The following is a 25,071-nucleotide window of genomic DNA, read 5'->3' on the forward strand; positions in this document are numbered from 1 at the left end:
CATCTCCACGAACGGGTCAGCCTGCTATGGACACGCCCGCCGGAGAATCTTGTGACGGGTACCGAACGACAGGAGGTATCCGGGCCGGAACCGGCCTCCGGCGGAGCGCACAGGCGGAGGCCGCGGGGACGTGCCGCTTTACCTCCTGTCATTCGGTACCAGTGACGGCCGAACGGACCGGTCCGTTGATGGGTGAGGATGGGGATATGAGCGCACAGGTTCTGCCCTCCGGGGAGCAATGGGTCCTCACCGCCGACGGGTACGCCGCGACGGTGGTGAGCGTTGGCGGCGGACTCCGCGGGCTCACGTACGACGGGCGCGCGGTGCTGCTCGGGTACGGCGAGGACGAGCCGGCGCAGGCGGGGATCGGGCAGCACCTGTTCCCGTGGCCGAACCGGATCACCGACGGGAAGTACACGTTCGAGGGTGTCGATCAGCAACTGGACCTGACCGAGCCGGAGCGCCAGAACGCGATGCACGGCCTGACCCGCTGGGCGAACTGGGAGCGGGTGGACGACGGCACCGACCCGGCGGTGGTCGAGGTCGCTCACCGGCTGCACGGCCATCCCGGGTACCCGCATCAGCTCGATCTCCGCCTCACCTACCAGCTGGTCGACGGGCTCACTGTGACCGCCACCGCGACCAACGTCGGCACGAGTGATGCGCCGTACGGGTATGGAATGCATCCCTATCTGAGCGTCGGCCGGGCGATCGACGAGTGCGTGCTCGAGTTCCACGCGGCCGAGTGGCTGGAGGTGTCACCGGAGCGGATGACGCCGATCGGGTTGTCGCCGGTGACCGGTTCGCCGTACGACTTCCACCAAGGCCGGGTGATCGGGGATCTCGACATCGACAACGCGTTCACCGGGCTGGGCGGCGGCTCGTGGTCGGTGACGCTGACGGATCCGGACTCCGGCAACCGCTCGGTCCTGACCAGTGACACGGTCTGGATGCAGCTCTACACCGGCGCCGCGATCGGGCGTACGGCGCTCGCTGTCGAGCCGATGACGTGTCCGCCGAACGCCTTCATCACCGGCCAGAACCTGGTGGTCCTCAAGCCTGGCGACTCACACGCGACCAGCCTCACGGTGTCCGTCTAGGTCCGGCCCCTTGGTCGCGGGCGACGGCGGCCAGCTCCTTGGCCGCCCGACTCGCCCGGGCACCCTCGGCGGCCTGGACCGCGAGGATGCCCAGCCGGTTGCCGTCGGCGTCGAACAGCTGGAGCCACGCGTCCCCCGGCCGGAAGCGCAACGCGGTCACCGAGTCCCACGGCAGCGTGTAGGACTTGAAGACGTTCCGCACCCGCAGATGGTCCGGGTACGCCGACACCCGCAGCGTCGTCATCCGGTACAGGATCCACAGGATTGCGCCGAAGAACGCCAGCAACGTCAGCCGCTGGAACCAGCTGAACGTGTCCCGGGAGTCCTCCGACAACCGGAACCAGATCACCCCGAAGACCGCGATCAGCGACAACCCCATGCCACCGGACATCACCGCGACGATCCGCGGATGGAAGGTGTACAGCCGCTGGTCGCCCCTCACGTCAGATCCGGCAGGCGTGGATGTCAGTGGTGAGGATGGCACGCGCGCCCACCTCCCACAGCTGGTCCATGATGCGCTGCGCGTCGGCCCGCTGCACCATCACCCGGACGGCGACCCAGCCCTGGCGGTGCAGCGGCGACACCGTCGGCGACTCCAGCCCCGGCGCGACGGCGGTGGCCGCGTCGACCTGCTCGGCCCGGATGTCGTAGTCCATCATCACGTAGTTGCGCGCGATCAGGACGCCCTCGAGCCGGCGGACCAGCTGCTGCAACCCGTTCGGCGGGGTCTCCACGCCGTGCCGCTTGATCAGCACCGCCTCGGACTTCAGGATCGGGTCGCCGAACACCTCTAGTCCGGCCTGGCGCAACGTCGTACCGGTCTCGACGACATCCGCGATCACGTCCGCGACGCCGAGCTGGACGGCCGACTCGACCGCGCCGTCGAGGCGGACCACCGAGGCCTCGACCCCGTGCTCGGACAGGTGGTCCTGCAGCACCCCGGCGTACGAGGTGGCGATCCGCTTGCCGGCCAGGTCCTTGATCGAGTCGGCGGCCCCGGGCGGACCGGCGAACCGGAAGGTGGACCCGCCGAACCCGAGCTCGAGGATCTCCTCGGCGTCGGCGTGGGAGTCGAGCACCAGGTCACGGCCGGAGATGCCGACGTCGAGCGTGCCCTCGCCGACGTACACGGCGATGTCGCGGGGGCGCAGGTAGTAGAACTCGACCTCGTTCGCGGCGTCGGCGAGCACGAGGTCCTTGGTGGACCGGCGCTGTTTGTAGCCGGCCTCGGTCAGGATTTCGGTGGCGGCCTCGCTCAGCGAGCCCTTGTTGGGTACGGCGACGCGCAGCATTGCACTGCCCTTTCTGAAGAAGAAGTGAACCGGTGTCCGCGGGATCGACTCCTACAGATGTCGGTACACGTCGTCGAGGTCCAGGCCGAGCGAGTGCATCATCACCTGCGCGTGGTAGAGCAGCTGGGACAGCTCCTCCGCGGCCCGCTCCTTGCTCTCGTACTCGGCAGCCATCCAGGACTCGGCGGCCTCCTCGACCAGCTTCTTGCCGATCGCGTGCACGCCGGCATCCAGCGCCGCCACGGTCCCGGATCCCTCCGGCCGCGTCAGCGCCTTCTCACCCAGCTCGGCAAACAGTTCCTCAAAGGTCTTCATCGCGCGCCCAGCCTAGATGCCCGGCGCGACTCCCCCGCCCCCAGGTCCGCTAACCGGACTCCGCCAGGGCCTCCGAGAGCCGGCGCGGAGATGAGTGAGCATCGATGTACCAGGAGTGACGTTCGTTCAGCAGTCGCTTGATCAGGCCGTAGTCGACGGTGTCCTCCGGACCGCGGAGGTGGAACGGCGGCGGGTAGAAGGAGTCGCCGAGGAGGATGACGCCCGAGTCCATCGCGACCAGCGAGTCCGGCGCGTGGTTCCCACCGACATGACGCAGTACGACGCCCGTCGGCAGTGTGAGCGTGTCCTCGAAGGTCAGGTCCGGGAGGACGACCCGGAAGTCGGTCCAGTCGGGTACGGCGAGGGCACGCGCCCGGAATGAAGGCCCGAGTTTGGGATTCGCCTCGACCTGGTCGCGGAGGTACCGGTGACTCCAAGGGCGCTCGGCTTCCTCGGCCAGGATTTCGACCGCCGCGGTGTGGGCAACAACCGTCACATCGGGCCAGGCACAGGCACCCCAGATGTGGTCCCAGTGGTGGTGCGTGTAGACCAGCCACCTCGGCGCCGGCAGTCCGGCCTCTGCGATCGCCGCCTGGATGGCCCGGGCGTGTTCAGGGCTGTTCCCGGCGTCGATCAGCACGCTCCCCCGATCGTCCGCGATCACCGCGACCGACGGACGGATCGCGTCCGGGTCTGGGTCGTGCGGGTAGAGCCACACCCGGTCGTTCACCTGTTCCAGCACCTGGCCGACGATAGCTGCCATGCAAACTCCCCGGAGAGTCCGCGACCTCGGCGTCACCGTCGGCACGCTGCCGCCCGGCCCGCTCAACGCGATCACCGACGTACCAGGGGTGCGCGTCGGCCAGACCACGATCTCCACCGGCGACCTGAACACCGGGGTGACCGCGATCGTGCCGGACGGCTACGCGGACGGTCTGCCGGCCGCGGTTGCGGTCGGCAACGGGTACGGAAAGCTCGTCGGCTCGAGCCAGGTGGACGAGCTGGGCGTGATCGAGACCCCGGTACTGCTGACCGGCACGCTGAGCGTCTTCCGGGTCGCCGACGCGTTGCTCACCTGGCTGCTCGACCGGGACCCGAAGGCGACCAGCCTCAACCCGGTCGTCGGCGAGACCAACGACGGTCACCTCTCCGACATCCGCCGCCGCCCGATCACCCCTGAGCACGTCCACGCCGCTCTCGACTCGGCCTCCACCGACCTGCCTGCCGAGGGCTGCGTCGGCGCCGGCACCGGGACCGAGGCCCTCGGTTTCAAGGCCGGCATCGGTACGGCGTCCCGCACGCTCGACTCGGGCACGATCGGCGTGCTGGTCCAAGCCAACTTCTCCGGCACGCTGACCGTTCTCGGCACCCCGATCCCGGCGCAACCGGTCCCGGCGCAATCGGACCCGGCGCAACCGGTCGATGGCGACGGCAACTCCTGCATGATCGTCGTCGCGACCGACCTCCCCCTCGACGCCCGCCAACTCGGCCGCGTCGCCCGCCGGGCCGTCTTCGCGATGGGGCGCGTGGGCTCCGACTTCGGCCCCGGCAGCGGCGACTACGCCATCGCCTTCACCACCAACCGACGATCGGCCTTCGTCGACCGCCAGCTCCGCGGCCCCTTCCAGGCCACCACCGAGTCCGTGGAGGAAGCCCTCCTCAACTCGTTGACCATGGCCACCACCACAACCGGTTTCCGGGGCCGAACCGCCCACGCCGTCCCCCACGACCTCATCCGCTTGAGATAGTCGCCCGATGCATCATCGCTCCCGTACCTGGGTACGACGCCGGTTGCGGTCGCTCGCGCTCTGGGAACTCGCGAACATCCCGCTGCAGTTCGTGATCTGGTTCAGCCTGATCGGCTTCCCGGTGACGGCGCCCAACCTGACCGGCTTCGCCCTGTTCGCGATCCTTCTCGTCCAAGGAGCGGCGTACTGGACGGCCAAGCTCCGCCAGCCCGCGCGGTCGCCGCTACCCGGCTTTGCGGACGGCTCGACTGTTCCGCTTACTGTCAATGACCGGTAGGTTGACGGACAGTGAGCGGTCTAGGCCGCGGCTAGGTGTGCGGGGGATGGGCCGGGTTCGACTCCTGGCGGCACCGCAATTCCGCCCCGTTCGGGGTGGAAGCAAGGGGAATCATGTTGAACTCGAAGAACCGCCTCGCGGCGGCAGGATCCGCATTCACGCTGGTTGTCACCGCTGTCGGTATCTCGGTGCTCGGTGGTGGTGCGGCTGACGCCGTCATCACCGGCCAGACTGCTACGGGGATCACCTATCCGCTGGTCCGCAACTCGGTGGCCTCGAGCCAGGTGGTCAACTACAGCCTCGGCGAGAGCGACCTGGAGAAGGCGTTCGTCGCCAAGATGCTCGCGGTCGGAGCGAACGGGGTGGACACATCGGCCAAGCTGAAGGACGGCGTGGTGGCAGAGGTCGACCTCGCCCCGGCAGTCCAGAGCAAGCTGAACAAGGCAGGCCCGACGTACCTGAAGCACTGGGGCACGGTGCACCGCAACGTGATCGGCGCGGCCGACACCGAACTCGCCACGACGTCCACCCAGTCGCCGCTCGGTGACGGCGCCCTCAACCTGCACACCGCGTCCGCGGCCGACAAGGTGGCCTTCGGCAACGAGGTCGACTTCGCCGGCGGGAACGTGAAGGACCTCGGCACGGTCGGGTTCTCGGTCTACACGACCGGCGAAAACAACGCCCTGGGCAACAACATGCCGAGCATCATCTTCGAGATCGACCCGAACGTGACCGCGGTGGCGTCGAACTACTCGTCGCTGGTGTACGCACCGGCCAACGGGACCGCCAATCAGTGGACGACCTTCAACGCCACTACTGACGCGGTCAAGCACTGGGGCCTGACCGGGACCGCCTTCAACGGAACGGCGTGCTCGATCAACGGCGCCCGGTGCACCTGGACCGAGATGCTCGCCTACCTGAGTGACGGCGGCGACGACGCCAAGCTACTCACGGCGACCGTCAGCAAGGGCCGGGACTACGCGTTCTCCGGCGCGGTTGACGCACTGAAGTTCGGCGGCAAGACCTACAACTTCGAAGCCGCCGGGGTCACGGTCAGCTAGCAGTCAGTTCTCCAACCACAGCTCCGCACCGTGTGGCAGGAGTCAGTACTGGACCGGCCGACCCAGTTGCTGTCTCCTGCGCCACGGACCCCATCAGGCTGGTGATGCGGTGTCCCGGAGGAACGCGTGCGTGTGGTCGCCGACCCAGTCGGCGAAGGTGCGGGCGGGGCGGCCGAGGATCCGCTCCACCTGATCGGTGACCTCCGCGGGTTGCCCGGCACCGCGGGCATACCTGGCCATCAGGGCGGTGACGAAGGCGCCGGGGATGCCGCGGGCGACCAGACCTTCCGCGGCCGCCTCCGCCGGGACCTCCACGAAGGTCAGCGACCGGCCGAGCACCGTGCCGATGACGGCGACCTGTTCTTCGTGGGTGAGCGACTGCGGCCCGGTGACCGGGATCCGGCGGCCGTCCAGGTCGTCATGAAGCAGCGCGTGCGCGATCACGGCGGCCAGATCCGCCTCGTGGATCGACGATTCGGCGAAGTTCGCATACGGACCGCGGACCACGTCGCCGGCCCGGACCTGCGCGCCGAACATCCCGATGGCGTTGACGGCGAACGTGCTGGATCGCACTGCCACCCACGGCAGCTCGCTGCCGGTGACCGCATCCTCTACTTCCTTGTTGCGGTCGCCGTTCTGCCGCGACGGCTGGTACGCCGGGTCGTCGTCGACGTTGATCGCCGACAGCACCACCACCCGGCGAACACCCTGCTCGGCCGCCATCGCCAGCAGCTTGCCGGCGGACTCCCCGACGGCGCGCGGGTGCACGAACAGCGTGCTCACACCCTCCAGCGCAGGCGCGAGACTCTCCGGCCGGGCCAGATCCGCGATGACGGGCTCAACGCCTGCCGGCAAAGCACCATCGGCGGACCGGCTGACTGCGCGGACGGTGATCTCCCTGCTCTTCAGCAGCTCGACCAGTGGGCGGCCGACGGTTCCCGTTGCTCCGGTGATCAGGATCATGAGTTGGTTCCTCTCGGTCAGTACGCGATGCCGACGGGCCGGTCGACCATGGCCGGGTCGTCGATCGCGGCGAGCATCAGGTGGGCGACGTCGGCGCGGGAGATGGTGTAGCCGCGGGAAACAGTGCCGCCGACGGCCGTGCGGTAGTTCCCGGTCAGCGCCTTGTTGGTGAGCTTCGGTGGCCGGACGATCGTCCACTCGGCGCCGCTGCTGACGATGTCCGCCTCCATCACCCGCAGGTCGGCGTACACGTCGGCCGCGAACGCGTTGATCATCGGCAGCAGCAGCCGGCGGTTGAGGAAGCTCTCGTCGGGCGCGGCCGGTCCGAGTGGCGCCGCGCTCACCGCGACGAAACGCCGTACGCCGGTCTCGGACAGCGCGGCCAGGATCGAGCGGGTGCTGCCGGAGGCGACCGGACCGTCCTTCCGTCCACGCGGCCCGACCCCGGAGATGACCGCCTCACTCCCGTCCACCGCCTCCAGCAGCGGCCCGGCCTCGGTCAGCCCGGGCACCCGGACCACCTCGAGCGACGGATTCTCGACCTGGTACGACGACGACGCGCGAACGACCGCCGTCACCTTGTGCCCCGCATCCAACGCCTGCTGCACGACGTGACCACCGATCCCGCCGGTCGCCCCGAACACCGTGATCTTCATCCGACTCCTCCAGTTGCGATACCGTGAAGCTTCTCTGTAACTCATATAGTACGGAACTCATAAGATATGGAACAGACACAACCGGGTGACCCGCGTCACCGCCGGCGGACCGGCAACGAGATCAAGGCCGCGCTGCGCGACCTGCGCATCCAGCTCGCGCTGCTCAATCACCAGGTGGGCGGCCGGCTGGCGCTGAAGGACATCGACCTCGACTGCCTGGACGTGCTGGCGCGGAGTGGACCGTTGACCCCGAGCGCGCTGGCCCGCCAGGCCGGCCTGCACCCGGCCACGCTGACAGGCATCCTGGACCGGCTCGAGCGGGCCGGCTGGATCGCCCGGGACCGGGCCCGGGGAGACCGGCGCAGCGTGACCATCCGGGTCCTGCCCGACCGCGGTATCGAGGTCTTCCGGCTCTACCAGCCGATGCTCGGCGCGATGGACGACGTCCTGGCCGACTACACCGAAGACGAACTGGACGTCATCGCGGGCTTCCTCCGCCGCAGTGCCGAGGCCGGCCGCTCCGCGACCGAGAAGCTGAATCAGGAGTCGTAGAGGGTCACCAGCGTGCGGCCGAGCTTGACCAGCTCGGCCCGCAACTCGGGCGGATCGAGCACCTCGAGGGCGTTCCCGAACCGGCAGAAGGCGGCTGCCGCGTTGCCGATCGACTCGATCGGCACGGTGACCGTCACAGTCCCGTCGTCCGCCGGCTCGGCTGCGGCGACCGCCTTCACCAAGACCGGGAACGACACGTCGTGCATGCGCCCGGCGAGCCCGGCCGACACGCGTACAACGGCCTCGGCGGTGAAGCGAGTCTGGTCGAAGTCCGCCAGGCGCTCCTGCCAGAAGCCGGCCAGGTCGAAGTCCGCCGGCCGCTCGAACTCTTCCTCGGTCGAGGTGAGCTCGAGGATGCTGGCGACCCGGTACGTCCGCATCCCGTTCCCCGTGGCGGCGACGACGTACCAGGCACCGTTCTTGAGCACGAGGCCGTACGGTTCGAGCACGCGCTCGACCTCGCGGGGTGCCTCCCAGCGCCGGTACAGCACCTTGATCCGGCGGTCGTGCAGGACGGCGTCGGCCACGGCGGAGAGGTGCTGCGAGTTCTCGGCGTCCTGGTACCACGCGGGCAGATCGAGGTGGAAGCGGTTCTTCAGCCGGCCGGCTCGGTCGCGTTGGTCCGGGGCCAGCGCCGCCAGCAGCTTCAGCTCGGCCGCACTCGTCTCCGCGGTCAGCCCGAGCGCCGCGGCCGGACCGGGCATGCCGACCAGGAAGAGCGCTGCCGCCTCCTGCTCGGTGAGTCCGGTGAGGCGAGTGCGGTAGCCCTCGACCAAGCGATAACCACCGGCTCGACCTTGGTCGGCGTACACAGGAACTCCGGCCGCCGCGAGTGCCTCGACATCGCGGTAGATCGTGCGGAGCGAGACCTCCAGCTCTTCGGCGAGCTCACGCGCGGTCAGCTGCCTGCGGGTCTGCAGCAACAGCAGGATCGACAGCAGCCGGCTCGAACGCATGATCCGAGGTTAGCTCCGAACACTGCCATGCGCTGTCAGGTTTCACCGTCACGCTGACTGCATGACGACATGGACCAAGGTGACCGGCGACTTCGACTTCCTGAACGGGTACTTCGACGTACGGCACCGAACCCTGAAGGAAGCCTTCGTGGGCTGCGACGAGTGGAACGAGTTCGACGGGACGACGACCGCGCGGACCCATTTCGACGGGGCGATCAGCATCGACGAGATGCGGTTTCCGACGCAGCGGCGGTACGGGATGTCGGTCCGGCTGTTCGACCCGGTGGAGAAGGAGTGGAGCATCTGGTGGATCGACAGCAGGACGATGCAGCTGTATCCGCCGGTCCACGGTCGCTGGTCGGAGGACGGTACGTCGTGCCGGCTGGTCGGTGAGGACGAGCTGGATGGGCAGCCGATCCTGGTCAGCTACGAGTGGTCCGACATCACCGAGCAGACCGCGCACTGGGAGCAGTGCTACTCAAACGACGGCGGGAAGACCTGGGAACTCAACTGGGTCATGGACTTCACCCGGCGGGACACGCCGCCGCCGTCACTCGACGTACCGAAGCTGACCGGTGACTTCGACTTCCTCGTCGGCAAGTGGGACATGCACAACAGCCGTCGCAAGCCCGCGCTCGGCGCCGAGGCCGAGTGGTACGACATGCAGTCGGAGATGGAAGTCACGACGTACATGGACGGTGCCGTCAGCTTCGACGAGGGCTGGTTCCCGACCGAAGGCTTCCGTGGCGCGACGCTGCGCATCTACAACCCCGAGTCGAAGACCTGGGCGATCCATTGGATCAACAGCCTGCGCGGCCAACTCGAGACACCGGTCATCGGCTCGTTCCGCGACGACGGCACCGGGATCTTCGAAGGACCGGACGTCTGGGAGGGGCAGCCGATCGACGTCCGCTTCACCTGGACCCCAGGCACCGACAAAGCCGCCTGGGAACAGTCCTTCTCGGTCGACGGCGGCAACACCTGGATCCCCAACTGGAAAATGCAACACACCAGAATCGGCTAGGCACGGCCTTGGGCAGGAACCTCGTCGTAGCGCCGGGCTTTCGCTACGAGCAGGTGGAGGCCCAACGTCAGGGCGAGGATGGCGGCGGCGACGACGAGCAGCCCGTGCGGTGACGCCCCAGCCGCCAAGGTGATGCCACCGAGGCCACCGCCCAAGGCAACGCCCAGCGAGATGGCGCTGCCGTTCAGCGCCATCACGATGGCCGCGGAGTCCGGGGCGAGGGCGGCGAGGCGGGCCTGCTGGGGAACGGCTGCGCCGCCGTTGCCGATCCCGGCGACGAAGAACCACACCAGACCCGCGACAGCCAGTGCGGTGCCGAGCGGCACCACCCTGAACGCGAGCGCCCCCAGCGCGGCGTCCAGGAGGAGCCCGGTCAGTACGACGGTGAGCACTCGGAGCGCCGTGTAGCGGTCGACGAGCCGGCCGGTCACTGCGTTGCCGAGCATGCTGGCCAGGCCGTAGCCGAACATGATCAGGATGATCGTCCACTCGGCCGTGAAGGACGGACCCAGGATCAGGGTGGCGTAGGTGAAGCAGACGTAGCTGCTGCAGAGGATGCCGGTCGTGACGAGCAGACCGGCCAGCAGGCGCGGTTGGCCGAGCGGGCGCAAGCGGTCCGCCAGCGTTCCGGACGGGAGATGCAGGCGCGGCAGCTTGAGCAGGATGCCGGTCAGCGCGATGGTGCCCACCACCGCGACCAGGATCATCGGGAGCCGCCAACTCGACTGCCCGAGCACCAGGCCGACCGGCACTCCGAGCGCGGTCGCGGCCATCCAGCCGCCGAGTACGAAGGACAGCGCCTTGCCGTGGTCCTTGGCCGGTGTCAGGGCGAGCACGTAGCCGGTGACGGCTGCGTTGAGCAGGCATCCGCCGAGCGCCGCCACCACCCGGCCACCGAGCGCGATCGGGTAGGTGGTCGCCAAGCCGACGATGAGGTTGCCGAGGACGAAGACGCCCAGCGCCCACGCGATGGTCCGGCGACGCTCCCAGCGGCTTGTCATGGTGCTGAGCAGCGGCGCCGCGAGCGCGGACGTCAGCGCGAACACTGACACCAGCTGCCCGGCGGCCGCCTCGACGACGTTCAGGTCCTCGGCGATGGCGGGGAGCAGACCGGCCAGCACGTAGCCGTCGATGCCGGTCGAGAAGGTCGCTACCGCAAGCCAGATGAGGGGTCGGTAGTTCACTATCCTCCCAATTGCTCATAACCGGCGAAAACAAACATGCTTCGAGCAAGTTTGAGCGGATCTGGTCGTCCGGTCAAGCGATGGACGCCGACGCCGAAGCCCGCCTCCGGGTCGGACAGCCAGACCCGGTCGAACTCGCGCTCCTCGAACCAGCGGCAGATCGTCGGCACCAGATCGGGCTCGCCGCGGTGCCGCGTCCAGATGACCGTGCCGCCGGACTTCGTGAGCTGGCGGCAGGTGTCGACGGTCCGCTCGATGTCGGCGTCGACGATGTTGCCGAACACCCCGCAGACGAGTACGACGTCGGCCGGCACCAGATCCTGGTAGTGATCGACCAGCGCGGCGTCGCCCTCGACCACCTCGACGCCGGTCAGCCCCGCGACCCGGATCGACTCCTCGGCGACCGCCGTACTGCGTGGATCAAGCTCGACGAGCCGGGCCCGGACGTCGTCGCGGCGCGGGTGGGTCGGCAGCACTTCCAGCAGGTCACTGCCCTCGCCCGCGCACAGACTGACGACCGTCAGCGGACCGGGCGGGCAGGCATCCAGCGCGGTGCGAATCTGCTCCTGTACGACGGCCAGCCGCCGCGCGAGCCACGAATCGGGCACGTCGTAGTCACCGTGCCAGCTGTGCCAGTCCATAGCCCTAGAGACTACGGATGGCCACCAATGTCGACAGCGCTGCCTGCGTGGCTTCGTACCCCTTGTCCTCGCGGCTGTCCGGCAGACCGGCCCGGTCCAGCGCCTGCGGGTCGTTGTCACACGTCAGTACGCCGAAGCCGACCGGAACCCCGGTGGTCACGCCGACCTGCATGAGCCCGTCGGTCGTGGCCTGGCAGACGTACTCGAAGTGCGGGGTGTCTCCGCGGATCACGACTCCGAGTGCGATCACCGCGTCGTACCCACTCTTTGCCGCGTGCAACGACGCGACCGGGAGCTCGAACGATCCCGGCACCCGGATCACCGTGTAGTCGGTGATGCCGGCCTCGTCGAGCGCGCGGATCGCACCGGCGACGAGCGCGTCGGTCACCTTCGGGTGCCACTGCGCGCCGACGATCGCGACCCGGGCCCCTTCGACCCGCGGCGTCTCGATGGTGGGTGCTCCACTGCCCGACATCAGCCGGCTCCGTTCTCTTCAGCCAGTACGCCGCCCGGCAGGTGATGGCCCATCCGGTCGCGCTTGGTCCGCAGGTACCGCAGGTTGTGTTCGGTCGGGTCGATCGAGATGCTGCGCCGCTCGACCACGTCGATGCCGTAGCCCTGAACGCCGGCCAGCTTGTCCGGATTGTTCGTCAGCAGCCGGACCTCCTTGACGCCCAGATCGGCCAGGATCTGCGCGCCGGTGCCGTAGTCGCGGGCGTCGGCCGGCAGTCCGAGGTCCAGGTTCGCGTCGACCGTGTCGCGGCCGGCGTCCTGCAACTCGTATGCCTGCAGCTTGTGCAGCAGCCCGATCCCACGGCCCTCGTGACCGCGCAGGTACACGACGACACCACCCTCGGCCGCGACCTGACGCAGTGCCTCGTCGAGCTGCGGACCACAGTCGCACCGCAGCGAGCCGAACACGTCGCCGGTCAGACATTCCGAGTGCAACCGGGCCAGCGTCGGCCCGTCCCCGATCTCACCGCGGACCAGTGCCAGCTGCTCCGACCCGTCGACGATGTTCCGGTAGCCGTAGGCAATGAAATCGCCGTACCGGGTCGGCAGAGTCGTGGTCGCGACCCGCTGGATCTGGCGCTCGGTACGACGCCGGTAGCGGATCAGATCGTCGATCGACACCAGCACCAGCCCGTGCTCGTCGGCGAACTCGCGCAGCTCGGGACCGCGCTTCATCGTGCCGTCGTCGTTCACCAGCTCGGAGATCACCGCGGCCGGCGTCAGCCCGGCCATCCGGGCCAGGTCGATCGACGCCTCGGTGTGGCCCGGCCGGACCAGGACACCGCCCTCGCGGCCGCGCAGCGGGAACACGTGCCCCGGCTGGACCAGGTCGTACGACTCGGACGCCGAGTCGGTCAGCACGCGGATCGTCCGGGCCCGGTCCGCGGCCGAGATCCCGGTGCTGATGCCGTCGCGGGCATCGACCGAGATCGTGTACGCCGTCCGCATCCGCTCCCGGTTGTGCGGGGTCATCAGCGGGATGCCGAGCCGGTCGAGCTCGGCCCCCTCCATCGGGACGCAGACCACCCCCGAGCTGTACCGGATCAGGAACGCCAGCAGCTCCGGCGTCGCCTTGGACGCGGCGAAGATCAGGTCGCCCTCGTTCTCCCGGTCCTCGTCGTCGACCACGATCACCGGCCGTCCGGCCCGGATCTCGTCGATCGCGTGCTCGATCGTGTCCAGCTTCAGAATGTCGCCCATCTCAGCCCACCACCACGGGTTCGGGGGTCACGGTGCGTTCGGAGTTCTGGATCCGCCACCACGAGGCGAACCCGATGACGCAGAAGAATCCGTAGACGATGTACATCGTCGCCGACGGGTAGAACTTCGCCTGGATCAGCAGCGGTACGCCGACCACGTCCACCGCGATCCAGATCAGCCAGAACTCGACGAACCCACGGGCCATCCCGTACGTCGCCAGGATCGAGCCGGTCAGGATCCATGCGTCCCACTGCGGTCCCCACGAACCCAGTTCGCGGAGCACGAAGTACGAGATGGCATAGAGCACGACCGCGAGGCCGAGCAGTTCGAGCCGCTCGCGCGCGGTCGCCCAGCGCGGCTGCACCGCCTTCGCGGCGCCGCCGTGGCGGGTCTGGTACCAGCGGTACCAGCCGTAGAGGCTGACCAGCGCGAAGAACACCTGGCGTCCGGCCTGGCCCCAGAGATCCTTGTCCTGCGGGGTGTCGAAGATCCCGCCGACGAAGACCGTGAACAGCAGCACGTTGCCGACGATGCCGACCGGCCAGGCGGCGACCTGCCGGCGCATCCCGAACAGGGCGCTGCCGAGGCCGAACACGTTGCCGACGATCTCGCGGACGAGCACCGCCGAACCGAGGATCACGACCTCCGCGTGCAGCAACCAGTCGATCACTTGGTGCCTCCGTTGTTCGTCAGCAGCCGCTCGACGTACTTGGCGATCACGTCGACCTCGAGGTTGACGGTGTCGCCGACCGCGTTGCGGCCGAGCACGGTCAGCTCGAGCGTCGTCGGGATCAGGCTGACTCCGAAGGTGCCGGTCGCGTCGTCCACGTCGGTGACCGTCAGGGAGACGCCGTCGATGGCGATCGAGCCCTTCTCGGCGACGTACTTGAGGATGCTCGCGGGCGCGGCCACCCGGACGTCCTCCCAGTGCTCGCCCGGCGTTCGGCTCGCGATCGTGCCGACACCGTCGACGTGGCCCTGGACGATGTGCCCGCCGAGCCGTGCGTGCGCGGACACCGCTCGCTCCAGGTTGACCTGCGAGCCCTTGGTGGCCTGGCCGAGGCTGGTGCGCATCAGCGTCTCCCGCATCACGTCGGCGGTGAAAGCGCCGTCCCCGGTCTCGACCACGGTCAGGCAACAGCCGTTGACCGCGATCGAGTCACCGTGGCCGGCATCCTCGGTCACCTTGGGGCCGCGGATCGTGAGCCGGGCGGCGTCCCCTTCCAGCAAGTCGAGCGCCTCGACGGTGCCGAGCTCTTCGACGATTCCGGTGAACATTCAGCGTGTCCTTTGTAGTTCGAGCGGCGTCAGGGTCAGCCGGACGTCGTCGCCGAGGCGGGTGACGTCCGCTAGCTTGAACCGCCGCAGGTGGTCGATCGATTCCGCTCCCAGGTCCCCGATCGCGGAGAACCCGGAGCCGAGCACGGCCGGGGCGACGTACGCGACGATCTGGTCGACCAGCTGCGCGCGGAGGAAGGCGGCGGCCAGCGTCGGACCGCCCTCGAGCCAGAGGTGCCGGATGTGGTGATCGTCCAGCTGCCGGAGCACCTCGGAGGGGTCATGGGTGGGCAGGATGAGCGTCGGCGCGCGGTCGTTGCGGACCTTCGCGGTCGACGGGATCTCCCGGTCGCCGACGACGACACGCAGCGGCTGCCTGGCGGCAGGTACGTCGTCCTCGTCGCGGACCGTCAGCTCCGGGTCGTCGTCCAGCACGGTCTGGGTGCCGACGGCGATCGCGTCACACTCGGCCCGCTTCCGGTGTACGTCGGCGCGCGCGATCGGTCCGGTGATCCACCTGCTGGTCCGATCCGGGGCCGCTGAGCGCCCGTCAAGCGTGGTCGCGAACTTCCAGGTGACGAACGGGCGGCCCATCCGGACGCTGTGCAGCCAGACGTGGTTGACCGCCTCGGCCTCGGTCTCGAGCACCCCCTGCTCGACCTGGATGTTCTTGTTGCTGAGCTTCTCCGCACCACCGGAGGCCTGCCTGTTCGGGTCCGGTACGGCGTACACCACCCGGGCCACCCCGGCCTCGATCAGCGCGTCGGCACACGGCCCGGTCCGGCCGGTGTGATTACACGGTTCCAAGGTCACGTACGCCGTACCGCCACGGGCCCGATCACCCGCCATGGTCAGTGCCACGACCTCGGCATGGGGGCCACCGGCAACGGCATGGAAGCCCTCACCGACCGGATGCCCGTCGCGGCCGGTGATCACGCAGCCCACCACCGGGTTCGGATGGGTGCTGCCGATGCCCCGGCCGGCCAGCTCGACCGCACGCCGCATCCAGGCGACATCGATCGGCGAAGCGTTGTTCACTCACGGTCCCTCGTCGTCACGGACGCACTCCGGGGTCGTGACAACCGGCATGCACGCTCTGCCGTCCGGAGCTCGCCTGGTGAGGCTCGCGTCGCCGGACGTCAGAGCGCACCCGCCGATCGCGTGCGCCTCCCATCCGGACTTTCACCGTCGGTCCCGGAATTCCACCAGGTCAGCCGGCCGCTCAACTGCTGCGGCCGGGTCGCGGACTATTACCGCCGGCTCGGAATTACACCGACCCCGGAGCACGCGAGTGGGTTCACTCGTACCTCAAGTGTGCCACTGCCGGCCCAACCCGCCAGGAGCCAGGTCACATCTTGGTCCCCCGCATCAGCTCCGCGCCCCCACCACCCGCCGAACCCGAACACGGTTGCCGGCCGCCGCACGAGTGGTGACCGCCGCAGAATTCATCAATCGCAGTATTTCACTCCCCACCCCGGCAGCAACCCGATTCCCCTCCACCGCGGGCTGGTGGGGCGGTAGGTTCTTGCCGGTGGAGGCGTTTGCGGGCCGGTATCGGCTGATCGATCTGATCGGGACCGGCGGGATGGGCTCGATCTGGCGGGCGTGGGACCTGCGACGGTCGGCGTACGTGGCGGCGAAGGTGCTCGGGCAACACGATGCGGCCGCGTTGCTGCGGTTCGTCCGGGAGCAGTCGTTGCGGATCGAGCACCCGCACGTGGTCGCGCCGCACGGGTGGGCGGCTGATGACGACAAGGTCGTGTTCGCGATGGAGCTGGTCCGCGGCGGCTCCGTCGCGACGCTGCTCGGGGATCACGGCCCGCTGCCCACGTCGTACGTCGCCGTACTGCTCGACCAACTCCTGCACGGCCTCTCCGCAGTCCACGCGGCAGGCGTCGTACACCGCGACCTGAAGCCCGCCAACCTCCTCCTCGACGCCACCGGCAAGCGACGCCCACATCTCCGCCTGTCCGACTTCGGTGTCGCCGGTCTCCTCGACGAGCCCCGCATGACCCGCCACAGCACCGTCCTCGGCACACCCGGCTACATCGCCCCTGAGCAACTGGCCGGAGCCGACCCCGACCCACGCCAGGACCTGTACACCGTGGGCGCCGTGGCCGCCGAACTCCTCACCGGCGAACGCCCAGGCCCAGACGGCAAGCTTCCACCCGTCGACGGCCCACTGGCCGAGTTCATCCGCAGCAGTACGGCGACCGACCCGTCCCAACGCCCCGACTCCGCGCACACCGCCGGCCGCCTACTCGCCGAGTCCGGCGCCCTCCCACCGGCCCCGACCACCCCCTGGGCAACCCAGCCCGACTCCCCCGAAGTCTTCGACCAACTCCCACCCCTCCCCCGCGCCTGGACCCCCACCGGCCCCGCAGTCCAATCTCACGCTGCCGGACAGGTCGCGACGACGGCAGGCACAGCCGCAGCCAATCCCCTTGCGACAGGTGACAATGCGCCGAGCCACCACGGGAGCACGCCGATCCCATCGCTCAGCACTCCCGACTCACCAGCAGTCGTGGGCGGGGTAGCTCCGGCCCAAAGCCGGAGTCGACTGCTGGTCTGGGTCGCAGCAGTCAGCATCACCGGCGCGGTCGCCCTCCTCGGCACCGCCGCCTGGCTCCTCCTCAGCTGACCGCAGACCGGTCAGCCACTCCCCGAGGCTCCCTGAGGCGCTGCCGCCGCATGTTCGCGCGGGCCGTGCATGAACAGAGCCCGGGCTGTTGGGCCCGGGCTCTGGTGGGTGTTAGTTGTATGGCGGTTGGTTTGGCGGCTGGTGGCCGCCCTGGTTCGGGTACTGCGGCGGCACCTGGCCCGGGTGCTGCGGGCCGCTTGACCAGCCGGCCGGCTGGACGATGGCAGGCTTCTTGCGGAGGCGGAGGACGGCCAGGAGGCCGACCAGCAACAGGACAACACCGCCGCCGGAGAGGCCGGCGATCAGGGCGACCGGGGTGCTGTCGCCGGAGTTGGTGTCGCTGCCCTGGACGGGGCCGCCGGCTTGGGTGCCGTTGCCGTTCTCGTTCTCGTTCCCGTTCTCATTGCCGGAGTCGGACGGGTCGGCGGTGGGTGACGGGGTGACCGAGGTACCGGCGACTGGCGTGGCGCCGTCGACGTACTCGGGCTTGCCGGTGCCCGCCTCACCCTGCACGCCGACAGTCAGCGTGACCGGGATCGTGAACGCCTTGTCGTCGTCCTTGCGGGTCAGCGACACGGCGAGGTAGTACTCACCCGGCATCGAGGTCCCGGTGTCCTGGTTGTTCGCACCGTTGCGGTTCAGGTACCGGATCTCCTTGGTGGTGAGCGCCTGAATCGTCCCGTCCTTGGTCAGGACGCCGCGCTTGCCCGCTCCACCCGGCACCTTCTTCGCGAAGACGGAGTACACATCCTCACCGATCGGCGAGATCACGGCCGTGTCGAGGTACCGGATGCCGTCGAGCGCCTTGCTCGTCGCCGCACCGAGCTGCGGCACCGTGAACTGCGCCTGGATCCGCTGACCCCAGTCGGCCTTCACCCGGTACAGCTGGAGCTCACCCGGCATCAGGGTGGTCTTGTAGCTGCCGGGCTCGAGCAGCGGCGCGTCCGGGAAGCTCGATCCGGGGACGATCTCGCGTGGGGTCGTCCCGGGCATCGAGGTCCAGGTCGGGTCACCGGCCTCGTCGGGCAGGTTGGCCGTGGACGACACCGGCGGCTCCTCATCGATCCGCAGCTCGAACGGCACGCCCTTGAGCTCGCGGTAGTCCTTCCCCGGCGAGACAGTCAGCACCATCTGGTCGGAATCCGAGCACGCCTCCTGCCAATCGGACCAGCTCGACGCGGTCCCGGTCGCCAGACCCTGGTCGCTGCCGAACACCCGGGGGTAGCTCCACCCGCATTCGTCACCCTCGAGGGTCTTGAGCTTGACCTCGGCCTGGATCACCAGCTCGTCGCCAGGAATCCGCCGGAAGCTCACTCCGGCCCGCAGGGTGGAGCCCTTGATGCTGCGCTTGATCAGGTAGTACTTCGCGGTCTGGTCGCCGCCGAACGTGTCCGAGTAGTGGCCTGGGGCAAGCTCCGGAGCGCCCTCCTGCTGCGCGGCACCCTGGACCGGCTCTCCGGAGATCCGGAACGGGCGGAACGCTCGCGTGGACAAGCGATCCAGCCCTGCCTCGAGGTCGATGGTCGAGTCGGCGTCGTAGTAGTCACCGCGGCCCTCACGGGCGACACACTGCAGCTGGCTGCGCGCCTTCCCGCCGACGCGGAAGCCGACCACGTCGATCTTCAGGTCGATACCCTGCTTGGCGATCTGCTGCGCCACCACGCACGGGTCGGGCGCACAGGTCGCCTCACCGTCCGAGACGAGCACGATCGTGCGCTGGCCGGACGGACCGAGGTCCTTGGCGGCCTGCTGGAGCGCGTAGCCGATCGGAGTCTCACCGAACGGCTTGTACGTCGCGATCGCGGCCTGCAACTGCGGCCGGTTGTTCGTGCCGATCGGCACGGTCAGCTGGGTGTCCGTGCAGGCACCGGGCTGGGTGCGCTTGAACACTGTCGCGCCGTACACCCGCAGGCCGACCTCCGCCTCCGCCGGCAGCTTCGTGACCACCTTGGTCAGCGCGGTCCGCGCGGCGACGATCTTGGTCTGCCCGTCGCCGGCCGGCTCCTTCATCGAGCCGGACGAGTCGAGCACCAGGACCAGCTTGTTGCTGCCCGGGTCAGGGTCAGCCTGAGCGGCCGGGATCGCCAGGCCGGCCAGTAGGGCGGTCAGCGTTATGGCGAAGATCGCCCACACCGCGGGGCGGCGGTGTCCCTGCAGAGCCGTCATCGTTTCCTCCAATGAGATTCACTGCCGCAAACGCTCTCAGTTTGCGATAGCAAATGTCAAGTCGCTTCCGCTCACGCCCGGATCGGCGGATCTGTGGATGCTCGGCTGGAAATTTGCGTTCGCGACTGCGAAGATGTTTGCAGTCGCTACCGAGCGGCGGGCGGTCAGAGGAGATCACGCGAATGGACCAGACAGCGCACAACCTGCAGCAGCAGACCGAGCTGTACGGCGAGCCGCTCGGTGAACTGGTGCGCCGGGTGGCCGGCCCGCTCCGTCTGACCCAAGGTGCGCTGGCGCAGGTGATCGGGCTGTCCGCGCCGATGTTGTCGCAGCTGATGAGCGCCCAACGGGTGAAGATCGGCAATCCGGCGGTCGTCTCCCGTCTCCAGGCCCTCGACGAGCTCGCCCACCTGGCGATGATCGGCGAGATCGATCCGGACGACATCCCGGCCGAGCTCGACGGCATCCGCGGCGCCACCGGCGCGTTCACCCGCTCCACCCCGACCGCACAGCTGCCACGATCGTCCGCGGGTGCAGCGCAGGTCCCGGAAGCCACACCATTCCCCGGCCCACCGGGCCTGTCCGCAGTGCCGACGACACAGCAGTCCCGACCAGCGGCAGTCGCACCTGCCGCGAGTACGCCGCCATCCGCGCGCGCCGTCGTACGCGAGATCCAGGACCTGCTCCGCGCTGTCGCCTCTGCCGAGGAGATCCAGCACGCTGCGAGCGCCATCGCACCCGACTCCCCCGCCCTCGCCGAGCTCCTCCTCACTTACGGCACTGGCCGCACCGCCGACGCCCTGACCCACTACGAGCACCACCATGGCTAGGAGCTCTGACCTGTCGGGATCTTGTTGCCGCGCGGGTAGTGGTGTGGCAGTCTCGCGGAGTGCGGGAAGGGTAAGAGGGCAGGCGGCGCGTGGCCGGGCGACCGATTGCTGCGGTGGGTTGCGCGTGCCGTCGGGGGTGGCGCCAGGGTCGTGTCGGTGCGGGAGTTGCACGACGATCAAGGACCGTGGCGGATTTGTGTCGATGTGCGGGGACGTCGAGACCACTTGGTACTGCGGTCTCTTACGCCACGGATCGATGTTGACCTGATCGCCACCGGTGCGGCGGCGTTGGAGGTTGCGGAACGGCACGGGTTGCCGGCTCCACGCTTGCTCGCTAAAGACCTGGACGGACGTGCGGCCGGCGCACCGGCGACGCTGGAGACCTTCGTCGGCGGGAGTACCGCCTGGCCGTCGGCAGTGTCGATCGTGCGGCTCCATGCGGCAGGTGCGGCACTTGCACAGGTCCACGCGATCCCGCTGGAGCCTCAGCCTCACCTGCCGCTCAGAACGCGCCCGATTGCAGTCGATGACTTCGCCGGCGACCGGCGGCGGGGTCGGATGGCAACGACACCGCTGTTGCGTACGGCGGACGAATGGATTCAGAGCCTGCTCCAGCCGCAGGGCGCGACGGTGTTCCTTCACGGCGATGTGTGGCCGGGCAACATGGCGTGGACAGCTGACACCTGCTGCACTCTGATCGACTGGAAGACAGCCGGGGTTGGCGATCCGGGCGTTGACATCGGTGAACTCCGCAAGCAGATCGCGATCACTTACGGACCCGAGGCGATCGCGGGCGTCGTGGACGGCTGGGAACAGACGGCTGGCAGGTCAGCCACGAACATCGACTACTGGGATGCCGTTGCGGCACTCAACACACCAACTGATCTAGGCCCAGTGGCCACCGCGAGGCGTGACGCGTTTCTCCGGGCTGCGCTTGAGCGGCTCGGTGGCGAGGGCTGAGCAGCCGGGCCGCGCGGGACTCGCCTTACGCAGTGGGTTTGGTGATTTGTGCCACGTCACGGGAAGGCACGAGGTGTGGTGGCGGTCACTTCCCCGGCGACGTGGGCGGGCGTCGGGTCACACGGGGTTGATGGGTGGTTGCTAGGGGCAATAGCGGCGGCGCGGATATAGCACAGCGCGAGTAGACATTTCGGCGGTGTCTCAGTGGGTGTCGGGGTGGAATGGCCTCGGTGGGGGTGGTGTTGGGTCTCGAAGGCAGGCGGTTCGCGTCCTGCTCAGTCAACGGTTGTGAGGAGATAGTTGTGCGCGCCTTCAGGGGCTTTCGACGGGTTGTCGCGGTGGGAGCGGCTGTCACGCTGGCGGTGTCGATGGTTGCCTGCGGCAGCGATAACGACCCGGCCGCGAGCGGTTCGGATCTCGGGCTGATGGACGCCGGGACGTTGCGGATCGGGACGCTGACCGACGCGCCGCCGAACGTGTACGTGAAGGACGGCAAGTTCACCGGGTTCGACAACGACCTGATCACCGCGGTGGCGGCGAAGCTGAACCTCAAGCCGGAGTTCGTCGGTACCGACTTCTCCGCGCTGCTGTCCCAGGTGAACGGCGGCCAGTACGACCTCGGCAGCTCGTCCATCACGGTCACCGAGGCACGGAAGAAGACGGTTGCCTTCAGCAATGGGTACGACTTCGGCTACCTCGGGCTGAACACGACCAAGGATTCCGGTATCACGAAGTTCGACCAGCTCCAGGGCAAGCGCGTGGTCGTCGTCCAGGGCACCGTCCAGGACGACTACGCCACCCAGAAGGGCCTGAACCCGGTCCGGGTGCCGAACTACAACGCCGCGCTCGGCCAACTCAAGGCCGGTACGGCGGACGCGTGGGTCTCGCCGGCCGAGATCGGCGAGAAGATGGCGAAGGAGCAGGGTGGCGGCACGGTGATCCTGGCCGCCAAGGAGCTCAGCGACGCGCCGATGGCGTTCGCGGTGGCCAAGAACAACGACAAGCTGCGCGAAGCGGTGAACAAGGCGCTCGACGAGGTCATCGCCGACGGCACCTGGACGAAGCTGGTCGAGCAGTACTACCCGGGTCGCGCCGTACCGGCGAACTTCAAGCCGGGCAGCGGCTCGGTGAAGTTCACCGTCCCGAAGGCGACCGGCACTCCGGCCGCCGGCTGACCGCCGCGGCTGGCGGCGACGGCTGAAGAGACGGCTGACCGAGATGGACATCTGGTCCACCCTGAACGACACCTTCCTCGACTGGGCGTCGATGAAGGAAGTCCTGCCCGAGATGCTCAAGGTGGGACTGGTCAACACCCTGATCCTGGCCGCCGCCTCGGTCGTGCTGGGCACTCTGCTCGGCATGATCGTGGCGGTCATGGGGCTGTCGCGGAAGCGCTGGCTGCGCTGGCCGGCGAAGATCTACACCGACATCTTCCGCGGCCTGCCGGCGATCCTGACCATCCTGCTGATCGGTCAGGGCCTGTCACCGATCACCCGGCACTGGTGGGGCCCGAACCCGTATCCGCTCGGCATCCTGGCGCTGTCGCTGATCGCGGCGGCGTACATCGGCGAGATCTTCCGCTCCGGCATCCAGAGCGTGGAGAAGGGCCAGCTCGAGGCGGCTCGGGCACTCGGATTCACTTACACGGCCGGGATGCAGCTGGTTGTCATTCCGCAAGGGGTACGACGGGTGCTGCCGGCGCTGGTGAATCAGTTCATCGCGCTGGTGAAGGAGTCGAGTCTGGTCTACTTCCTCGGGCTGCTCGCCAGTCAGCGAGAGCTGTTCCGGATCGGGCAGGACGCAGCAGCGACCAACGGAAACCTGTCGCCGTTGCTGCTGGCCGGCATCTTCTACCTGGTGATCACGGTGCCGTTGACCCATCTGGTGAACTACATCGACAAGCGGTTGCGCGAGGGTCGTCCGACCGACGAGACCCGCGCGGACGACGTCGTACTGGAGGACTTGGCCCATGCAAACCGCTGAGAACTACGCGGCGGCCAGTCTCGAGGTCTCCGGGATCGAGCTGGCGTTCGGCAGCAACAAGGTGTTGCGGGGTGTCGATCTCGCCGTACCGGCCGGGCGTACGGCGTGCGTGATCGGGCCGTCCGGGTCCGGGAAATCGACGTTGCTGCGGGCAATCAATCGGCTGCTCGAGCCGGACGCCGGAGACATCCGGCTGGGCGATGAGTCGGTACTGAAGAGCAATCCGGACGAGCTGCGGCGGCGGATCGGGATGGTGTTCCAGCACTTCAACCTGTTCCCGCACAAGACCGTGCTGGAGAACATCACGCTGCCGCTGCGCAAGATCAAGAACCTCGGGCCCGAGGAGGCTGGGGCCGCGGCGCTGGCGCAGCTCGAGCTCGTCGGCCTCGGCAACAAGGCGTCGTCGCGACCGGGCAATCTCTCCGGTGGTCAGCAGCAGCGAGTGGCGATCGCGCGGGCGCTGGCGATGAAGCCCGAGGTGATGCTGTTCGACGAGGCGACCTCGGCGCTCGACCCCGAACTGGTGAAGGGTGTGCTGGGTCTGATGGCGGATCTCGCCCAGGCCGGTATGACGATGGTCGTCGTCACGCACGAGATGGGGTTCGCCCGCGAGGTCGCCGACCAGGTCGCGTTCATGGACAACGGTGTGGTGGTGGAGTCCGGCGTACCGGAGCAGATCTTCACGGCCGCGGCGTCGCCACGGCTGCAGCAGTTCCTCTCCCAGGTTCTCTGAACTCGCTGACCCCTGGCGTAAATGGTTGCCGGGGGCCACGATGGGGAGACGAACCCCATATGGGGTTCACCATGGCTGGGGGATGGTCATAATGAAAAATCTTCGATTGCCGGGCCAGGCTCGCTGGTCGGGCCGGCTGACCTCGACAGCGCTCGCCATCGGGCTGAGCGCCGCGCTCGGCGGCGTGGCGAGCGCAGCGCCATCAGGCACCGCAGAGTCGGCCGCGGCCGCGCAGACGGGTGCCGATACCGACGCGGTGACCGCGGCTTCAGGCGAAGCATTGACCGAGGGCGCGGACCAAGCGGTGGTTGGGGGCGCGGACCAGGCAGTGAGTGAGGCCATGGGCCAGGTGATGGCTGGGGGTGAAGAGCAAGCGGCGGGGACGCGGAAGGTGAAGTGGGTCTATCTCACGTTCGATGACGGGCCGAGTCCGCGGTACACGGCGCAGGTTCTGAAGATTCTTCAGACCTACAAGGTCCGGGCGACCTTCTTCGTCATCGGTCAGAACGTCAAGCGCTACCCCGCCCTGACCCGGCGCGCCGATCAGCGCGGCCACAGCGTGCAGAGTCACACCTGGTCCCACCCGAACCTCCGGAAGGTCAACTGGTCGACCTTCAAGTACCAGATCCGGACCACGGACCGGTACGTCCGCGCTCAGACCGGCTACACCCCGCGCTGCCTCCGGCCGCCGTACGGCGCGACGAACAGGCTGGTCGCCAGGCGGGCGGCCACGCTCGGCAAGACGATCAAGCTGTGGTCCGTCGACCCGCGCGACTGGACGCGCCCCGGCAAGTCGGTGATCGCCCGCCGGGTGCTGGCGAACGTGCGGAGCGGCTCGGTGGTCCTGCTGCACGACGGCGGCGGCAACCGCAGTCAGACGGTCGCGGCGCTGCCGACGATCCTGAAGACGCTCAACGCCCGCGGCTACGTGTTCTACCCCCTGTGGTGCCGCTAGCGTCCGCTATCCGTGGATTGTTGACGCGACAACGGCGTGGGTA

Annotated in this window: 28 protein-coding genes and 1 riboswitch; of the genes, 13 read left to right on the forward strand and 15 right to left on the reverse strand. The window is 68.6% G+C overall.

Annotation, left to right across the window (positions count from 1 at the left end):
- Nucleotides 1–206: 206 nt before the first annotated feature.
- On the forward strand, nt 207–1,100 hold the full coding sequence (locus EV652_RS05045) for an aldose 1-epimerase family protein (protein WP_132207824.1): 894 nt from the start codon (nt 207–209) through the stop codon (nt 1,098–1,100).
- On the opposite strand, the gene EV652_RS05050 is transcribed toward EV652_RS05045, so the two are convergent.
- The 4 genes from EV652_RS05050 to EV652_RS05065 are packed head-to-tail and all read right to left on the reverse strand — an operon-like array spanning nt 1,084 to nt 3,470.
- On the reverse strand, nt 1,084–1,542 hold the full coding sequence (locus tag EV652_RS05050; protein WP_242001573.1) for a PH domain-containing protein: 459 nt from the start codon (nt 1,540–1,542) through the stop codon (nt 1,084–1,086). The genes EV652_RS05045 and EV652_RS05050 overlap by 17 nt on opposite strands.
- Before the next feature lies 1 nt (nt 1,543).
- Nucleotides 1,544–2,392 carry an ATP phosphoribosyltransferase gene (gene hisG / locus EV652_RS05055; protein ID WP_132207825.1) on the reverse strand — a complete coding sequence of 283 codons (849 nt, stop codon included), beginning with the start codon at nt 2,390–2,392 and terminating at the stop codon, nt 1,544–1,546.
- Nucleotides 2,393–2,443: 51 nt separating this feature from the next.
- Nucleotides 2,444–2,707, reverse strand: coding sequence for a phosphoribosyl-ATP diphosphatase (locus EV652_RS05060; RefSeq protein WP_132207826.1), 264 nt, complete (start codon nt 2,705–2,707; stop codon nt 2,444–2,446).
- 49 nt (nt 2,708–2,756) lie between these two features.
- Entirely contained in the window at nt 2,757–3,470 is a 714-nt protein-coding gene (locus EV652_RS05065; protein ID WP_132207827.1) for an MBL fold metallo-hydrolase, read from the reverse strand.
- On the opposite strand from EV652_RS05065, the gene EV652_RS05070 reads away from it, so the two are divergent.
- The 3 genes from EV652_RS05070 (at nt 3,469) to EV652_RS05080 (ending at nt 5,793) form a co-directional block, all read left to right on the forward strand.
- Entirely contained in the window at nt 3,469–4,455 is a 987-nt protein-coding gene (locus EV652_RS05070) for a P1 family peptidase (RefSeq protein ID WP_132207828.1), read from the forward strand. The genes EV652_RS05065 and EV652_RS05070 overlap by 2 nt on opposite strands.
- Before the next feature lie 7 nt (nt 4,456–4,462).
- Entirely contained in the window at nt 4,463–4,732 is a 270-nt protein-coding gene (locus EV652_RS05075) for a hypothetical protein (protein ID WP_132207829.1), read from the forward strand.
- A 113-nt stretch (nt 4,733–4,845) separates the two neighbouring features.
- Nucleotides 4,846–5,793: a hypothetical protein gene (locus tag EV652_RS05080; protein ID WP_132207830.1), complete on the forward strand. Its 948-nt coding sequence runs from the start codon at nt 4,846–4,848 to the stop codon at nt 5,791–5,793.
- 93 nt (nt 5,794–5,886) lie between these two features.
- On the opposite strand, the gene EV652_RS05085 is transcribed toward EV652_RS05080, so the two are convergent.
- Nucleotides 5,887–6,756 carry an NAD(P)H-binding protein gene (locus EV652_RS05085; RefSeq protein WP_132207831.1) on the reverse strand — a complete coding sequence of 290 codons (870 nt, stop codon included), beginning with the start codon at nt 6,754–6,756 and terminating at the stop codon, nt 5,887–5,889.
- Between the two features lie 17 nt (nt 6,757–6,773).
- On the reverse strand, nt 6,774–7,412 hold the full coding sequence (locus tag EV652_RS05090; RefSeq protein WP_132207832.1) for an NAD(P)-dependent oxidoreductase: 639 nt from the start codon (nt 7,410–7,412) through the stop codon (nt 6,774–6,776).
- 66 nt (nt 7,413–7,478) lie between these two features.
- Here EV652_RS05090 and EV652_RS05095 point away from each other — a divergent pair, with 66 nt between their 5' ends.
- Complete coding sequence (locus EV652_RS05095; RefSeq protein WP_132207833.1) at nt 7,479–7,964, forward strand: MarR family transcriptional regulator; 486 nt, start codon at nt 7,479–7,481, stop codon at nt 7,962–7,964.
- On the opposite strand, the gene EV652_RS05100 is transcribed toward EV652_RS05095, so the two are convergent.
- Nucleotides 7,952–8,920, reverse strand: coding sequence for a helix-turn-helix transcriptional regulator (locus tag EV652_RS05100; protein ID WP_132207834.1), 969 nt, complete (start codon nt 8,918–8,920; stop codon nt 7,952–7,954). The two genes, EV652_RS05095 and EV652_RS05100, sit on opposite strands and share 13 nt — an antisense overlap.
- A 61-nt stretch (nt 8,921–8,981) precedes the next feature.
- Between EV652_RS05100 and EV652_RS44475 the strand changes: the two genes are divergently transcribed.
- The gene (locus EV652_RS44475; RefSeq protein ID WP_199238028.1) at nt 8,982–9,944 is read left to right on the forward strand and encodes a hypothetical protein; all 963 of its coding nucleotides are present in this window, start codon (nt 8,982–8,984) and stop codon (nt 9,942–9,944) included.
- On the opposite strand, the gene EV652_RS05110 is transcribed toward EV652_RS44475, so the two are convergent.
- The 7 genes from EV652_RS05110 to ribD are packed head-to-tail and all read right to left on the reverse strand — an operon-like array spanning nt 9,941 to nt 15,780.
- Entirely contained in the window at nt 9,941–11,128 is a 1,188-nt protein-coding gene (locus tag EV652_RS05110; RefSeq protein ID WP_242001574.1) for an MFS transporter, read from the reverse strand. The two genes, EV652_RS44475 and EV652_RS05110, sit on opposite strands and share 4 nt — an antisense overlap.
- Entirely contained in the window at nt 11,128–11,769 is a 642-nt protein-coding gene (locus EV652_RS05115; RefSeq protein ID WP_132207836.1) for a class I SAM-dependent methyltransferase, read from the reverse strand. The genes EV652_RS05110 and EV652_RS05115 overlap by 1 nt, the downstream gene beginning before the upstream one ends.
- 4 nt (nt 11,770–11,773) lie before the next feature.
- Nucleotides 11,774–12,244, reverse strand: a complete 471-nt coding sequence (ribH, locus tag EV652_RS05120; RefSeq protein ID WP_132207837.1) for a 6,7-dimethyl-8-ribityllumazine synthase — start codon at nt 12,242–12,244, stop codon at nt 11,774–11,776.
- Nucleotides 12,244–13,482: a bifunctional 3,4-dihydroxy-2-butanone-4-phosphate synthase/GTP cyclohydrolase II gene (locus EV652_RS05125; protein ID WP_132207838.1), complete on the reverse strand. Its 1,239-nt coding sequence runs from the start codon at nt 13,480–13,482 to the stop codon at nt 12,244–12,246. Before EV652_RS05125 ends, ribH begins: the two co-directional genes overlap by 1 nt.
- A 1-nt stretch (nt 13,483) precedes the next feature.
- Nucleotides 13,484–14,152, reverse strand: a complete 669-nt coding sequence (pnuC, locus tag EV652_RS05130) for a nicotinamide riboside transporter PnuC (protein ID WP_132207839.1) — start codon at nt 14,150–14,152, stop codon at nt 13,484–13,486.
- A complete protein-coding gene (locus EV652_RS05135) occupies nt 14,149–14,760 on the reverse strand; it encodes a riboflavin synthase (RefSeq protein ID WP_132207840.1) in 612 nt (203 codons plus the stop codon). Before EV652_RS05135 ends, pnuC begins: the two co-directional genes overlap by 4 nt.
- Nucleotides 14,761–15,780 (reverse strand): bifunctional diaminohydroxyphosphoribosylaminopyrimidine deaminase/5-amino-6-(5-phosphoribosylamino)uracil reductase RibD, encoded by a 1,020-nt coding sequence (gene ribD / locus EV652_RS05140; RefSeq protein ID WP_132208449.1) that lies wholly within the window; start codon nt 15,778–15,780, stop codon nt 14,761–14,763.
- A gap of 137 nt (nt 15,781–15,917) precedes the next feature.
- Nucleotides 15,918–16,051, reverse strand: a riboswitch (FMN riboswitch).
- Between the two features lie 240 nt (nt 16,052–16,291).
- Here ribD and EV652_RS05145 point away from each other — a divergent pair.
- Nucleotides 16,292–17,401 carry a serine/threonine-protein kinase gene (locus EV652_RS05145; RefSeq protein ID WP_242001575.1) on the forward strand — a complete coding sequence of 370 codons (1,110 nt, stop codon included), beginning with the start codon at nt 16,292–16,294 and terminating at the stop codon, nt 17,399–17,401.
- A gap of 111 nt (nt 17,402–17,512) precedes the next feature.
- Here the strand turns inward: EV652_RS05145 and EV652_RS05150 are convergent, their stop codons facing one another.
- Complete coding sequence (locus EV652_RS05150; RefSeq protein WP_132207841.1) at nt 17,513–19,567, reverse strand: vWA domain-containing protein; 2,055 nt, start codon at nt 19,565–19,567, stop codon at nt 17,513–17,515.
- Between the two features lie 182 nt (nt 19,568–19,749).
- Here EV652_RS05150 and EV652_RS05155 point away from each other — a divergent pair, with 182 nt between their 5' ends.
- The 6 genes from EV652_RS05155 to EV652_RS05180 all read left to right on the forward strand — a co-directional run bounded on the left by EV652_RS05155 (nt 19,750) and on the right by EV652_RS05180 (nt 25,028).
- The gene (locus EV652_RS05155; RefSeq protein WP_132207842.1) at nt 19,750–20,397 is read left to right on the forward strand and encodes a DNA-binding protein; all 648 of its coding nucleotides are present in this window, start codon (nt 19,750–19,752) and stop codon (nt 20,395–20,397) included.
- Between the two features lie 204 nt (nt 20,398–20,601).
- Nucleotides 20,602–21,357, forward strand: coding sequence for an aminoglycoside phosphotransferase family protein (locus tag EV652_RS05160; protein WP_242001576.1), 756 nt, complete (start codon nt 20,602–20,604; stop codon nt 21,355–21,357).
- A 302-nt stretch (nt 21,358–21,659) separates the two neighbouring features.
- Nucleotides 21,660–22,532, forward strand: coding sequence for a substrate-binding periplasmic protein (locus tag EV652_RS05165; RefSeq protein ID WP_199238031.1), 873 nt, complete (start codon nt 21,660–21,662; stop codon nt 22,530–22,532).
- Nucleotides 22,533–22,575: 43 nt separating this feature from the next.
- On the forward strand, nt 22,576–23,340 hold the full coding sequence (locus EV652_RS05170) for an amino acid ABC transporter permease (RefSeq protein ID WP_132207844.1): 765 nt from the start codon (nt 22,576–22,578) through the stop codon (nt 23,338–23,340).
- Nucleotides 23,327–24,073 (forward strand): amino acid ABC transporter ATP-binding protein, encoded by a 747-nt coding sequence (locus EV652_RS05175; protein WP_132207845.1) that lies wholly within the window; start codon nt 23,327–23,329, stop codon nt 24,071–24,073. Before EV652_RS05170 ends, EV652_RS05175 begins: the two co-directional genes overlap by 14 nt.
- A 91-nt stretch (nt 24,074–24,164) precedes the next feature.
- Complete coding sequence (locus EV652_RS05180; protein ID WP_242001577.1) at nt 24,165–25,028, forward strand: polysaccharide deacetylase family protein; 864 nt, start codon at nt 24,165–24,167, stop codon at nt 25,026–25,028.
- Nucleotides 25,029–25,071 lie beyond the last annotated feature (43 nt).

The organism is Kribbella steppae (genome assembly GCF_004342025.1).
Taxonomy (GTDB): Bacteria; Actinomycetota; Actinomycetes; order Propionibacteriales; family Kribbellaceae; genus Kribbella; species Kribbella steppae.